Source organism: Acinetobacter sp. S4400-12 (assembly GCF_024129495.1).
In the GTDB taxonomy this organism is placed as follows: Bacteria; Pseudomonadota; Gammaproteobacteria; order Pseudomonadales; family Moraxellaceae; genus Acinetobacter; species Acinetobacter lwoffii_C.
Genome location: NZ_JAMXYB010000014.1, coordinates 31,319 through 44,769 on the forward strand (window position 1 = coordinate 31,319; position 13,451 = coordinate 44,769).

18 protein-coding genes are annotated in these 13,451 nt (G+C 44.0%); 1 reads left to right on the forward strand and 17 read right to left on the reverse strand.

Annotated elements, in window-relative coordinates:
* The first annotated feature begins 33 nt into the window (after positions 1-33).
* Entirely contained in the window at positions 34-942 is a 909-nt protein-coding gene (locus NI461_RS07665) for a lysine exporter LysO family protein (RefSeq protein ID WP_174659612.1), read from the forward strand.
* 158 nt (positions 943-1,100) lie between these two features.
* On the opposite strand, the gene pyrF is transcribed toward NI461_RS07665, so the two are convergent.
* The 17 genes from pyrF to NI461_RS07750 all read right to left on the reverse strand — a co-directional run bounded on the left by pyrF (position 1,101) and on the right by NI461_RS07750 (position 13,444).
* Complete coding sequence (pyrF, locus tag NI461_RS07670) at positions 1,101-1,796, reverse strand: orotidine-5'-phosphate decarboxylase (RefSeq protein WP_171478847.1); 696 nt, start codon at positions 1,794-1,796, stop codon at positions 1,101-1,103.
* Between the two features lie 216 nt (positions 1,797-2,012).
* Positions 2,013-2,378: a lipopolysaccharide assembly protein LapA domain-containing protein gene (locus tag NI461_RS07675; protein ID WP_151206813.1), complete on the reverse strand. Its 366-nt coding sequence runs from the start codon at positions 2,376-2,378 to the stop codon at positions 2,013-2,015.
* 16 nt (positions 2,379-2,394) lie between these two features.
* The gene (locus tag NI461_RS07680; protein WP_151205611.1) at positions 2,395-2,703 is read right to left on the reverse strand and encodes an integration host factor subunit beta; all 309 of its coding nucleotides are present in this window, start codon (positions 2,701-2,703) and stop codon (positions 2,395-2,397) included.
* 164 nt (positions 2,704-2,867) lie between these two features.
* On the reverse strand, positions 2,868-4,544 hold the full coding sequence (gene rpsA / locus NI461_RS07685; protein ID WP_151206812.1) for a 30S ribosomal protein S1: 1,677 nt from the start codon (positions 4,542-4,544) through the stop codon (positions 2,868-2,870).
* 109 nt (positions 4,545-4,653) lie between these two features.
* A complete protein-coding gene (gene cmk, locus NI461_RS07690; RefSeq protein WP_151206811.1) occupies positions 4,654-5,337 on the reverse strand; it encodes a (d)CMP kinase in 684 nt (227 codons plus the stop codon).
* Positions 5,338-5,354: 17 nt separating this feature from the next.
* Positions 5,355-5,786 carry an SRPBCC family protein gene (locus NI461_RS07695; RefSeq protein ID WP_174659611.1) on the reverse strand — a complete coding sequence of 144 codons (432 nt, stop codon included), beginning with the start codon at positions 5,784-5,786 and terminating at the stop codon, positions 5,355-5,357.
* A gap of 58 nt (positions 5,787-5,844) precedes the next feature.
* Positions 5,845-6,360 (reverse strand): tRNA adenosine(34) deaminase TadA, encoded by a 516-nt coding sequence (gene tadA, locus NI461_RS07700; RefSeq protein ID WP_151206809.1) that lies wholly within the window; start codon positions 6,358-6,360, stop codon positions 5,845-5,847.
* A gap of 6 nt (positions 6,361-6,366) precedes the next feature.
* Positions 6,367-7,488, reverse strand: coding sequence for an enoyl-CoA hydratase/isomerase family protein (locus tag NI461_RS07705; protein ID WP_151205049.1), 1,122 nt, complete (start codon positions 7,486-7,488; stop codon positions 6,367-6,369).
* Positions 7,485-8,198: a uracil-DNA glycosylase gene (gene ung / locus NI461_RS07710; RefSeq protein WP_151205050.1), complete on the reverse strand. Its 714-nt coding sequence runs from the start codon at positions 8,196-8,198 to the stop codon at positions 7,485-7,487. Before ung ends, NI461_RS07705 begins: the two co-directional genes overlap by 4 nt.
* Before the next feature lie 44 nt (positions 8,199-8,242).
* Complete coding sequence (locus tag NI461_RS07715; protein WP_151206807.1) at positions 8,243-8,839, reverse strand: 6-carboxytetrahydropterin synthase; 597 nt, start codon at positions 8,837-8,839, stop codon at positions 8,243-8,245.
* A 146-nt stretch (positions 8,840-8,985) separates the two neighbouring features.
* Positions 8,986-9,957 carry a type II secretion system minor pseudopilin GspK gene (gene gspK / locus NI461_RS07720; protein ID WP_174660565.1) on the reverse strand — a complete coding sequence of 324 codons (972 nt, stop codon included), beginning with the start codon at positions 9,955-9,957 and terminating at the stop codon, positions 8,986-8,988.
* A 6-nt stretch (positions 9,958-9,963) separates the two neighbouring features.
* A complete protein-coding gene (gspJ, locus tag NI461_RS07725) occupies positions 9,964-10,590 on the reverse strand; it encodes a type II secretion system minor pseudopilin GspJ (protein WP_151205052.1) in 627 nt (208 codons plus the stop codon).
* On the reverse strand, positions 10,587-11,015 hold the full coding sequence (gene gspI, locus NI461_RS07730) for a type II secretion system minor pseudopilin GspI (RefSeq protein WP_174660564.1): 429 nt from the start codon (positions 11,013-11,015) through the stop codon (positions 10,587-10,589). Before gspI ends, gspJ begins: the two co-directional genes overlap by 4 nt.
* A gap of 82 nt (positions 11,016-11,097) precedes the next feature.
* Entirely contained in the window at positions 11,098-11,637 is a 540-nt protein-coding gene (locus NI461_RS07735; protein WP_174659610.1) for a type II secretion system protein, read from the reverse strand.
* A gap of 9 nt (positions 11,638-11,646) precedes the next feature.
* The gene (locus NI461_RS07740) at positions 11,647-12,261 is read right to left on the reverse strand and encodes a TetR/AcrR family transcriptional regulator (RefSeq protein ID WP_253156882.1); all 615 of its coding nucleotides are present in this window, start codon (positions 12,259-12,261) and stop codon (positions 11,647-11,649) included.
* Between the two features lie 39 nt (positions 12,262-12,300).
* On the reverse strand, positions 12,301-13,074 hold the full coding sequence (locus NI461_RS07745) for a TatD family hydrolase (protein WP_174659609.1): 774 nt from the start codon (positions 13,072-13,074) through the stop codon (positions 12,301-12,303).
* A gap of 28 nt (positions 13,075-13,102) precedes the next feature.
* The gene (locus tag NI461_RS07750; protein WP_151205056.1) at positions 13,103-13,444 is read right to left on the reverse strand and encodes a PilZ domain-containing protein; all 342 of its coding nucleotides are present in this window, start codon (positions 13,442-13,444) and stop codon (positions 13,103-13,105) included.
* Between the last annotated feature and the right edge of the window lie 7 nt (positions 13,445-13,451).

Sequence of the window (13,451 nt, forward strand, 5' to 3'; positions counted from 1 at the left end):
AATAGGCAGGTATTCCATTACCTGCCTATTTGTATGCAATCTTTGTGGCTTATTTTTCAGTTACTGTTTTGTCTGTTTTTCGGCTTTGTTCTGGCAAAAAGAATTCCGGAGTGGCTGGAAAAATTCGCTTTTAAAATATTGCCTTATTTTACCTATATTCTATTGATTGCGATTGCAATTGAGTTTTCTCAGACGCTGCACAGCATTACCAGCCCATCGCTAATTCTCTCTAGTTCCCTCAGTATTGCGCTTGCAACTTCTTTAGGCGCTTTTATCTGCTGCTATGCGCTCTATAAAGCTATAGGTGTTACGCCCTTGCAGGGAAAGGTGTCTGCTGAATTATTGCTAAGCTCCCTGATCAATATCAGCTATGCCTTCATTGCACTTGGTTTGGGTTATGCAATTGCTGAATTTTCCAGCCACCATGATTACAGCTTGCATATCAGTACCTGGTATTTATTACTGGTCTATATGCTGCTGATCGGGCTTGACTTAGCCTACTCTCCCCTAGATAAATCCTGGCTGAACTGGCGCATCATGCTGGTTCCTGTGGGCTGTATTATAGGCTCATTATTGGGTGTGGTCTTATATTCGTTCTGGAACTCGCACATCACCTTAAAAGACCTGATCATGCTTTCACAAGGATATGGTTTCTATTCAATGTCCGGTGTGGTCGTAACCGAACTTAAAAATGCAGAGCTTGGCAGTATCGCACTGATGAATGACCTGTTCCGGGAGATTTTTGCCATTCTGTTTATGTACATGATCGGATGGCGCTATCCACGTTCTGCAATTTCATCTGCCGGCGCAACCGCGATGGATGTCACTTTACCCATGGTGAAACAGGCATGTGGCAATGACTTTATTCCTCATGCAATGGTTAGCGGTTTTGTGTTATCGGTATTGGCACCGATTTTAGTCAGTGTATTGGCGGCAATCTAAACTGGGTTTTAAACTCTGACTCATCACCATTTGCGAAAATCTCTCGCTCTTTTAAAGAAAGACTAGAAAATTGCAAACCTAATCATTACTTCTTAGTGTCTATTTTCTTTATCCATAAAAAAGCCTTTCAGTTGAAAGGCCTTTTTATGCTGCAAGACTTACAAAGTCAGCAAAATATCTTTTAACATCTGACGAGGATTTTGCGATTTCGTAATCGGACGACCAATCACTAAATGCGTAGCACCATCTAGCATCGCCTGCTTTGGTGTCAAAATACGCTTTTGGTCATCGGCACTTGAGCCTTCTGGACGAATACCCGGGGTGACCAACGCAAACTCTGCACCTAAATTTTCACGCAGCATTTTTGCTTCTTGAGCTGAACATACCACCCCATCCAGACCGCTCTCTTTAGTCAATTTCGCAAGACGCTTAACCTGCTCAAAAGGCTCAATATCCAGCCCCAAATCCGCCAGATCTTCACGCCCCATTGAGGTTAATACTGTGACTGCAATCAGCTGGGTATTATAGTTCCCGGCCTTTAAACGCTCGACACAGGTTTCCATCATTTTACGTCCACCCGAAGCGTGAACATTCACCATCCACACCCCCATATCCGCAGCAGCACATACCGCTTGTGCAGTTGTGTTTGGAATATCGTGAAATTTTAAATCTAAAAATACTTCAAAACCTTCACCGTGTAAGGCTTTAACAATAGAGGAGCCCTCATGGGTAAATAGTTCTTTACCGACTTTTACACGGCATAATTGAGGGTCTAATTGTCCGGCAATAGTCATTGCGTCATAATGACTTTTCGCATCTAAGGCAACAATAATACTCATGAGGAGACCCTTCAAACTGACAAAATTAAGGCATTATACGGATTAAGCCAAAAACGACCAAGAATATTTTTAAAATCAATTTAAAATTCAAACCAAGCTCTTTATTTTTATGCTTTTTATAGTTTTTAATAGTGTAAAGCCTAATAAAAAAACGCCTTTGAGCTGAACTTAAAGGCGCTGAAATTAATATATTTGCATATTCAGTCAAGACCTCTGACTGCATACACTAATTTAAAGGGGTGTAGATGGTCGATCATTAGGGTTAATATCTAATACTGTTTTTTCATGGCGGCTCTGGGCAGCAGCCTCAGCAGCCATCATTTTCGCAGTATTTAACTGTTCTTTACGCAGATGATCAATATCTTTATGGAGTCGTTTAATTTCCCAACTGGTTTGAAATACACGGAATACTTGCACGCCCAATAATAAGCCAACAACGACCCCTAAAGATAAAGTAAGTAACAGTAATAGCCCCAGACGCATGGCTGGAACCTGAGTGAAAAGCAGGTCTACTGATAACTCGGTGCCATTTTGTAAAACAAGAGCCAATGAATAACCAAAAAGTACCAGTAAAAGAACAACCAGAATGTAACGCATAGCTACCCCGTAAATATTATGGCTTCATTGCCGATTCGTTTACTGCGTCACGTAAGGCTTTACCAGGCTTGAAATGTGGAACAGCTTTTGCTGCCACTTCTACTGACTTACCTGTTTTTGGGTTACGACCCACACGAGGCTCACGATGATGCAGTGCGAAGCTACCAAATCCGCGGATTTCAATACGGTTGTCGGCTGATAAAGCCTCAATCATTTGATCAATCATGATTTTAACCGCTTCTTCCACCAATGGCTCAGCCAAATGTGGATTCTTCAATGCAATACGCTCTATTAAGTCAGACTTATTAAGTGCTTCAGTAGTCATCTGCGACCTCTTTAATTATCAAGCTACTTGGGATCTATTCCCAGATAATAACCTGTTTAAATACAAAACGGTAGCGCAATAATTAAATACTACGCTACCGTTTACAGTATTTGTATAGAAAGTATCAGTTAACTTACATTAACAATACATTCCATCATCTACTATTAATTGTTCATTTGCGCCTTGATCAAGTCACCAATAGTCTTAGGACCATTGTCTTGAGCTACAGCAGTAGTTTTCAGGTTAGCAACTGCTTCTTTCTCTTCAGCTTCATCTTTCGCTTTGATAGACAAGTTGATAGAGCGAGATTTACGATCTACGTTGATAATCTTAGCTTCAACTTCTTGACCAACTTCTAAGAATTTAGTCGCATCTTCAACGCGGTCGCGATTGATTTCAGATGCTTTAAGAGTTGCTTCAACTTCGTCAGCTAACTTAACAGTAGCGCCTTTAGCGTCAACTGCAGTTACAGTACCTTTCACCAGCGCACCGCGTTCGTTAGCCGCCAAGAAATCGTTGAATGGATCGCTGTTCAACTGCTTGATACCAAGGCTGATACGGTTGCCTTCAGCATCTACAGACAGGATAACCGCTTCAACAGTGTCACCTTTCTTGTAGCGACGGATAGCTTCTTCGCCTTGCTCGTTCCAAGAGATGTCAGACAAGTGAACCAGGCCATCGATACCGCCTGGTAAACCGATGAAGATACCGAAGTCAGTGATTGACTTGATCGTACCTGAAACTTTTTCACCTTTATCGTGGTTCTTAGCAAACTCTTCCCATGGGTTAGCACGAGTTTGTTTGATACCAAGAGAGATACGACGACGCTCTTCATCAACTTCAAGAACCATCACATCAACTTCGTCACCGATCTGAACAACTTTAGATGGGTGGATGTTTTTGTTTGTGTGGTCCATTTCTGAAACGTGTACTAAGCCTTCAACGCCTTCAGCGATTTCAGCGAAGCAACCATAGTCAGTTAAGTTAGTTACACGAGCTTTAACGATAGAACCTTTAGGGTAACGGCTCATGATCGCTAACCATGGATCTTCGCCTAATTGCTTAAGGCCTAAAGATACGCGATTACGCTCACGGTCAAACTTAAGTACTTTAACAGTAACTTCTTGACCTACTTCAACAACTTCTGATGGGTGCTTGATACGTTTCCAAGCCATGTCAGTGATGTGAAGAAGACCGTCAATACCGCCAAGGTCAACGAACGCACCATAGTCAGTAAGGTTCTTGATTGTACCAGTAACTGTTTGACCTTCTTCAAGCTGAGCAAGAAGCGCTTCACGGTCAGCTGAAGATTCAGCTTCCATAACCGCACGACGTGAAACAACAACGTTGTTACGTTTAGCATCAAGCTTGATAACCTTGAACTCTAACTCTTTACCTTCAAGGTGAGTGGTGTCACGGATAGGACGAGTGTCTACAAGTGAACCTGGTAAGAACGCACGTACTGGACCGATGTCAACAGTGAAACCACCTTTAACTTTACCAGAGATAACACCAGTAACGATTTCGCCGTCTTCAAAGATTTTTTCAAGTTTAGTCCAAGTTTCAGCGCGTTTAGCTTTTTCGCGTGAAAGAACTGTTTGACCCATACCGTTGTCAAGTGCTTCAACAACTACGTCAACTGTGTCGCCTACTTGAACTTCAAGTTCGCGTTGTTCATTTAAGAACTCCGCACGGTCAACAACACCTTCAGATTTAAGACCAGTGTCAACAGTTACCCAGTCAGAGTCGATGCTTACTACAACGCCCTGGATGACAGCGCCCTTTTCAACGTTGAGGTTTAATTCACTTTCTTCAAAGAGGGCTGCAAAAGATTCGGTCATGATATTTCCGATAAAGTCAGCGGTCTTGGATCAGACAAGGCCGGTTTAATTAAGCATCTACATAGTCCTTATAAAACTGATCAAGCTATGCATTTGCTGAAAAAATAGGTTATTTGGCTAAGCGCTGATTGACATAAGTGGTCATCAGCCGGAATACTTCATCGATATTCAGATCAGAACTATCGATAATGTACGCATCATCAGCAGGCTTGAGCGGAGCAACTGTACGCTCCATATCTCGTTTATCCCGCGCCTGAATATTAGCTAAAATGTCGTTTATTTTAACATCCAGCCCCATTCCCTGCAACTGCTTTAGGCGCCTTTGCGCACGTGATTCGGCCGATGCCGTCAAATAAATTTTGGCTTGTGCCTGAGGAAAAATCGCAGTCGCCATATCTCGACCATCGGCCACCAGGCCGGGCGCCTGTGCAAAAGCATGTTGACGCGCCACCAACGCTGCTCTAAGTTCAGGAATTGCGGCTACTTTTGAGGCAAACTCCCCCACCCGTTCAGTACGGATCGTTTGAGAAACATCTTCGCCCTCTAAAAGTACCTGAGTCCCGGCAATACTGCTGACAAACTGTATATCTAAATTTGTTGCAGATTGTATGCACTCTGCGAGCCGCTTATCCATTTCCTCCAGCAAGCCATGTTGATGCAATGACAGCCCTAAAAGACGATATAAGGCACCTGAATCCAATAGATGAAACTGATAATGGTCTGCCAGTTTCGCAGCCAAGGTGCCTTTACCAGATCCACTTGGACCATCAATAGTAATAATTTGAACTGTCATTACGTTTCCGTTGTTGTTTAAACAGATTTTGCAAGTTTTGCGAGTCCTAGTTTAATCCCAGTTTTTAACTGTGCAAGGATCAATTTACTGGTCAAAGGAACACGCGTCTGCAATTCGATAGTATAAGTCACCAAGGTTTTATCCGCCTCTTTTTCCTCAAACTCAATAATACCCAAATGATGCTTGATCAGAGGATTTTTAACAATTTTATATTCAATTCGCTGATTTTCTTCGAGTAAAGTAATCTGTTCCTTTAACGGTTTGACTGGACCGATTCCCATGCTCCGCACTGAACCCACTCCATCGGGACGTTCAGCATCAGCAGAATCCTTAATACGCTCGACCTGTAATGGCGCAAAGGCAATATTATAAGTTGCATGTTTGGACAGCAGATCAAAAACCTGAGCAACAGATGCGGGAAATTCTTTTTTGACTTGAATAGAGTTCATTATTTTTCCTGTGTATGACTTGTTTTAAGGTGAGAAAATTCTAGCGGATAATATTCATTTATTTTTGGGTATTGCGTAACTTTTCTTGTCGCTTGAGCTCACGCTTCTGTTCGCGGCGCTGCTTAAAAAAAATGCTCAGCTGTTCGGAGCATTGCTGCTGCATACAGCCTGCTTCAAAGGAAAAGACATGGTTATAATACCCAGTTTCAAAAAGCTTGCGGGCGCTAACCAAAGAACCAGCTTTCGGCTCGGTCGTTCCGAACACCACCCGAGATACGCGTGCATGTACCAATGCTCCTACACACATGGTGCAAGGCTCCAAGGTTACATAGAGTACAGCATCATCGGGCAGGCGATAATTTTGCAGATTATGGCAGGCTTCACGTAACGCCACGATTTCGGCATGGGCTGTAGGGTCGTTCAGGGAGATAGGCGCATTGAATCCACGTCCAATTACCTGCTGTTGACTTACAATCACTGCACCCACAGGAATTTCCCCCTGTTCGGCAGCCAATGCAGCCTGCTCATAGGCAAGCTGCATCCAGTCTTCATCTTTATAGTGTGTTTCAGACATTCAGCTTCAGATCACACCATAATGCTTGAGCAATTCATTCCAGCTTTCAATCGTCGTGACAGGAGGGTTGGCTGAAAGAATTCCTTTCAGACTTAAATCGCTTCCTTGGCTCCATTCTGGTGACAGATCTTTATCGACCAGGCGGGCACGCACCCCCTCGACAAAGTCCGCATGACGAATTTTCCAGTCGGAAATCTGGGTTTCCAGTTCAAATACTTCATTCCAGGAATGAACCTGCTTCCCCCATTGCCACAATAACCAGGTCAATGCGGCCGTAGTCGGTGAACCTTTTTGCAGATTTTCACTGGCCTGACGCAACCAGTCACTACGCGCATCACTTAAACCGATAATCGACTCATAGTCATGCTCAAAGTTCAGCCCACGGCAAACACTTTGAATGACATCGAGTGAGTTTTGTAATGGTCCTGGGCCTACCGGACGATGCATGCTGTTCAGCGTATCATCAATTGCTCGAAAATCGCCTGCCGGATAATGATCCCAGTCAATATTCACCACCCTGTTCAGAACAGTGTCACGTGCAGCATCACAGATATGCGTTGCCCAGCCAATTCCATAAGCACCTGCGGCTGTCATAATCGAGCCGGTCAAACCAGTAAACAGGCCAATCGCGCCACGATCCGCCAGGAAGCGTGTTGCACCAACATCCGGATACAGACCAATATTAATTTCTGGCATCGCCAGACGGGAGTACGGTGTTACCAAGCGGAATGGCGCGGCCATAAACAGGCCCAGACCGCCGCCCATAACATAGCCTTCACCCCATACCAATATGGGTTTTGCATAGTTATGCAATAGAAGATCCAGCGCATATTCTTGTTCAAAAAATTTATTGGCTGTCGCTACTTCATCATTGATAACCAATTGACGCAGCTTGCGCACATCTCCACCCGCACAAAATGCTTTGGGCGTAGTAGAATCCAGCCAGATTGCTTTTACATTTTCATCCGTATAAAAATCCTGAAAAACTTCAAGCAATGCCGTCACAATCGATTCATCGAGAGCATGTAAGGATTTCGGACGATTCAAGCGAACAATGCGCCACCCGTTGTGCGCTTCTTCAACAATCAAATCCGGATGATAAGATTTATTTACAGGAGAGTAAGTCATGCGTCCAGCTGCCAATCTATAGGCTCAATGCCATGTTGTTTAAGATAATTATTTGTTTTTGAAAACACTTTGCAACCAAAGAAACCACCCCGGTTTGCAGCTAAAGGCGAAGGATGAGCAGCCTTTAATACGAGATGTTTATTCTGGTCAATGCGCTGTCCTTTACGCTGTGCGTATGCGCCCCAAAGGATAAAGACAATATGTTCGCGCTGTTCATTTAAGATGTCAATCACGTGATCGGTAAACTCTTCCCACCCACGTTTTTGATGCGAAGTCGGCTGACTGGCTTCTACCGTCAGGACAGCATTGAGCAATAGCACCCCTTGCTCTGCCCAGTGGGTTAAATCGCCATGCTTAGGGCTTTCCACCCCCAGATCATTGTGCAATTCATGAAAGATATTACGTAAAGAAGGCGGCAATGGTACGCCCTTCTGCACCGAAAAACTTAAGCCATGTGCCTGATTCGGACCATGATAAGGGTCCTGCCCTAAAATCACTACTTTAACCCGATCCAGCGGAGTAGTATTTAAGGCATTAAAAATCAGATGATTCGGTGGATAAATAATTTTATCTGCTTTTTTCTCTTCAATTAAAAACGCTTTTAACGCATCCATTTTGGAACCGAGCAAAAAATCACTCAAAGCGTATTTCCAGCTTTCATCTAACTGAACTTTACTCAGTTTAGCCATTTGCTGTTCATTTAAAGACATTCTTCAATCCTAAATCTATGTCAGTATGCGTCAGTCCTGCGCTTTTAGCGTTTGACCTGTAAATCCACAGTCGGGTTGTGAAAGGCGATTCCCTGTTTCAGTTTATTATACATCTGCGGCTCAGTCCATTCGGCCTGTACCTGCTCTGAAAACTCAATCTGATCTAGAGTCAATAACCCCATCTGCTCATTTTCAATATCTTCCAGGAAGCTTTGTGCATAGCCAGTATCCGTCTCATGCACAATTACTGAATATACTTCGACATCCCCTTCACCATTCTGGGTGACGGTCGAGGCCAGCACTTGCTGTGCCAGAAAGAAGAAAATACGGGAAAACTGTTCCGCAGAGGGCGACACAGGCAAAGAGATCCAACGTGCACTAAACTTCTTGCAAGCCTGAATATACTCCGGATCGTCCTGCTGCCAGAAACAAATGGCATGATCAAAAGAATCATAAAGGTCTTTAATTACACCTTTGAGCAAACCAAAATCATAGACCATCTGACCATGATCCAACTTCGACGCTTTTAGCAGTAACTCGACTTTATAACTATGACCATGAATCGAACGCTTGCAGCGGTCCGATGTGCAGTTACGCACAATATGAGCATTTTCAAATTTAAATAACTTACGAATTAACATATGCCCTAATATCGTCAAAAAATAGGTGAATATCTTTGGATTATAGACCAAAAGTGGATAAAGAAGGATTAATTTTGCTGTTCAGGCTGATGGGAAAAAAGGATCATGTAGATGAACAATGACTTGGGCACTTTTAACCTGTCAAATTAAAACGGCGCCATACTGCGATATGCGATATGAACCTGCTGTTCCTGACGCACTAAATCGCTGCTGAACTGGCGCTTGCGTTCACTCAGCATCACTTCAATCCGGGCCTTGAAATAATGAGATTGTATGCCTAATAAATTATTGACCAGATTACGTTTATCGGCACCGACCTGACTAAAAGGTTCAATGGCCCAAAGCTCTGACACACTGGAAAAATGCTCCAGATTTGCCTGACGTTTTTCCAGAACTTGCTGTATGCCATGAATATCCAGCTTTTCATCCATACTGGCCAGAAGAAAAGCTGATGCGGTATTAATATTCACCGGACTATCCGATAGTGGAGCAGCGGTTACATACGGGGCAATCAGTTGATATTTATTTTCCTCAAAGCCGCGTACCAATTTTAGCTGTTCCACACTATGAAATTTGGTGTTGGGAGGCAGGGCCGCATCTAGCAGGCTCTGGTAATAATTGGACTCTGCCCCCATAGGCCCGACAGGTCTATCATCAGCATCCTGCCAATCAATTACCGCTTCACTGAGCTGCTCAGGCAATCCGGCACGCTTTAAAATTTGCTCAAACCATATCTTGGCATGCTCATTAACATTACCTTCCTGGGTAAGCAGACTGTTTAGGTTGAACTTGCCCGATTCATCTTGCAATACCCCCGAGACATACCCGTCTTCCACCGGGAAAGCAGGCATGGGCTGAGCCCAGGTTTCATTTAAATGGTCTACATCTGGGGCATTTTTAGCATCATCGACCAACAACTCAGCAAAAAAAGCTTCTGCACTTTTGGCATACATTAAAGACTGATTTTGGCGCATTAAATAAGCCGTACTTTCCGCAGTGGCCGTCTGGCGCTTTGCAATAGTGGCCGCGAGAATTGTAGCCAATGCTACCATGACCAGAATGGTGATCAGTGCTATACCCTGCTGCTGTTGAATCGCGATCGTTTTCTTCATCTGTATTTCTTGTTATGGTTGGCCTTGGGGAGCAAGCAGAAAATCTGTATTTAGCAGGCTGAATATCCATTCATAATTCACCCCATTTACGGTTAATTTGATTTTAATGCCTTTCGGCAGGCGCTGTTTTTGCGCCACCTGGTTGAGATCAGCTGAAGAATCTGGCCACTGAGTCAGCTCATTCGGATTGAGCACTAAAATTTCAAATTGTTCGACATGATTGAGCAAGACGCTGGATTCTGGCTGATCACGTCCGGTCTGGTTCAGATTACGGTATTTTAAACGGTAAAGCTTTTGCTCCTCTGAACGGTACTGGTATTCCACGCGTTCATCAGGCGAAATACCTTCCTGCAAAGGATCAGTTACGCCTGTTTTACTAAAATTAAAACGTCCATTTTGTAAAACCAGTGCAGGTTGAATCTGGCCATTTATATTGGCTGTCAGTGGTACCGCCTGCACCGTATCACGTAAAATCTGCTGATAAGTATCCTGCAACTGGTTTAAACGGTATTCATGCATCGCATTCTGGTCTTTGCTTTTATTAATATAATCAAAAACCTGCCAACCTAGTGCAGAAAGCACCGCAAAAATGGTAATGGCGACCAATAATTCAACTAAGGTAAATCCTTGAGGCTTCATGGTACTGGATTCTTACGGTGATTAAAAAATGTCAGGGTGCTAATACCAGATTCCACTTGCCCACTTTCAGTATTAATGAGACTAACTTGTAACTCAATCCGCTGCACATTGGGGCTAATAGTCGGCTCGCTCCGTTTATCAATCTGCCAGGTTTCGTTCTGCTGGGTGAGTTGCCTTGAAGATGTTCCACTCAGCCACTCCTGATTGATTTCCATTTGTGCCGCTTCATTCAATGCAACAAATTGGGCTTTAGTTCTAAGTACTGCATGGGCAGTAGACTGGGTATATTGCATCGCCACTTTGGTCAGGGTCATGGCTGCTGTAGCAAAGATGGCCAAAGCCACCATAACTTCTAGCAAGGTAAAACCTGAGGCAGACTGAAATCGGCTCTTCTTGGAGCGAAAAGCACCTGTTTTGCAAATCATTTTGGAAACGGTGCTTGTGAAGTGAGCGTCCGCAAGGTCTTGTTTCGGCACTCGGTTCAATACAGCCCCATGCATGAAATCTTTAGCCGGCATTGATTTTACCCAGATGATCAATTTCTATTGGATGGCCTACTTCACGGTTTTCTAGAAAAAACTGGATACGTACCGGTTTCACTTCACCATTGCCCAGCCAGATCAGCTTGGGCGTATCTGCCTGAGTCAGGTCAGGGTTCTGAGCATTTGTATAACGCTGTTCCAGAGCCTGTACCTGAAAAGACACCTGCTCCGGTAAATTACGCAGCTTAAATTCTGCATAATTCTGCCATTTTTGTGCATTGATCGTGGACTGGGTCTGTGGTCGATATTCCGTGACCGCATAACGAAACGGCGTCACATCTGTCGCAGGCTGAATAGTCAATGCCAATATACGTGACTGATCATTGGCTTCTCTTAAAATACGCTGTAGGTCCAGCAGCAGAACTTCCCTCGCCTGCATGGCTTTACGCTGCTCGACCCCGCCTGTATTTATCAAAACCAATGAGGCCATAATTCCCATAATCACAATGACGACCATTAGTTCTACTAAGGTAAATCCACGGATGTGATAAGGAGAACTGGTCATATCCAAACCTTAGACCAATTGCCCGACTGAATGCACGTGTTTGGGCAAGGCCAGAGCCTGATCAATATAAGCGACCCGCAAAGTATCTCGTGAACCCAGATAACGCTGATAGAAGCTGGAATTCAGAATTGCTGCCGCACCATAAGTCAGTGACCAGATTGAGGCCAGATAATCACGTACCGACATACTGCTATTGATGGAAGCCAGATAAGTTTCAGTCATACGGATAATCAGACGTAAACGCTGTTTACGCACCTGATAAAGTTCGCTAAACAGATGCTGAATTCCCACACCCGTTGTTGAAAGTCGTTCTTCAATCTGGTGAAACAGGACCGTACGTTCAGGATGATGTAAATGGTGCAGCATAAAGAAAGCCAGATGTTCAGGAAAAGCCTTGTCACTGTCCTGGATCATTTCCAGCAACATGCGCTCATTACGGATAATCAGCAGCATGTACAGTTCATCTTTACTTTGAAAGTGTTTATAGAGTGTCCCTTTGGCCAGATCAAGCTCGGCAGCAAGTGCATCCAGAGTCATGCCTGCTTCACCATTTTCCAGCAGAAGCTGCTCTGCCACTTGAAAAATTAAGATTTCTCTTGCTCGAAACTGAGCCTGACGATCCATCTTCACCCTATAACTCTCTTGTCTCTTATCTAACTTTATTTACTTTAAATTAAGCAGGTTCTCAAAGTTTTGCTTTGTGATTTCAGCCATTTCTTCTAGCGACTTATCATATACATCGCAAAGCGCTTTGGCTACATAAGGAACGTATTTAGGCTCATTAGATTTACCGCGATACGGCATAGGAGCCAGATAAGGACTATCCGTTTCAATCAGCACACGATCCAGCGGAACCTGCTTAGCAACGTCACGCAGATCCTGTGCATTTTTAAAAGAAATAATGCCTGAAAATGAAACATAGTAGCCGCAGTCTAAAACGGCTTTGGCGGTTGCCCAATCTTCGGTAAAACAGTGCAAAATACCATGTGTAGATTTTTCTGCACGAATGATGTCAACTGTATCGTGCTTGGCCACGCGGGTATGCACCACCACCGGTTTTTTCACGATTTGTGAAGCATGAATATGACGGGCAAAACAGTCTTTCTGTTCAGAAATGAAGTCGGTACTATGATAATAATCCAGGCCAGTCTCGCCAATTGCCCAGACTTTTTCAGGCTGCGCCAGCTCCACCAGATATTCTGTGGTGGCGCGCGCCATAGTGGCAGCTTCTTCACAAGGATGAACGCCGACGGTATAACCGACATCTGCATGACGCGCCGCAATCTTGGCCAGCTCGATATGATCATCCAGATCGACCGAGATACTCATGAACTTTGATACACCTGCTTCACGAGCCTGCGCAAGGGCCTGATCCAGATCACCATCATAAGGTGTTAAATCAAGCATCGTTAAATGACAATGAGTATCTACAAACACAATGAGTTTCCTACCAAAGGTAAATTAACTACATAGTGTAACTTTTACGTCCTACAGATTTAAGACCTGCAACCAGACGTTCTGCTTCATTTTTGAAAAAAACGCCTTTTTCACCTGTCAACTGGATCCCGAAGCCTTGTGGTTTGAGGCCATTTTGCTTCTGGGACACCCAGATCACTTTACCGGTTAACGGAATTTTCTGGCTTTGTTCAGGCAAAGTGGTTAATACAAAAACCTCCTCACCGAGTTTAACGGGCTGCTTGGAAGGAATAAAAAGTCCACCACCCACCACATAAGGCATGTAACTGGCAAAGAGCGTTTCCAGATCCGCTATATTGGCATGAATAATCCCGCCCATACGTGGTTGCATATCGTTT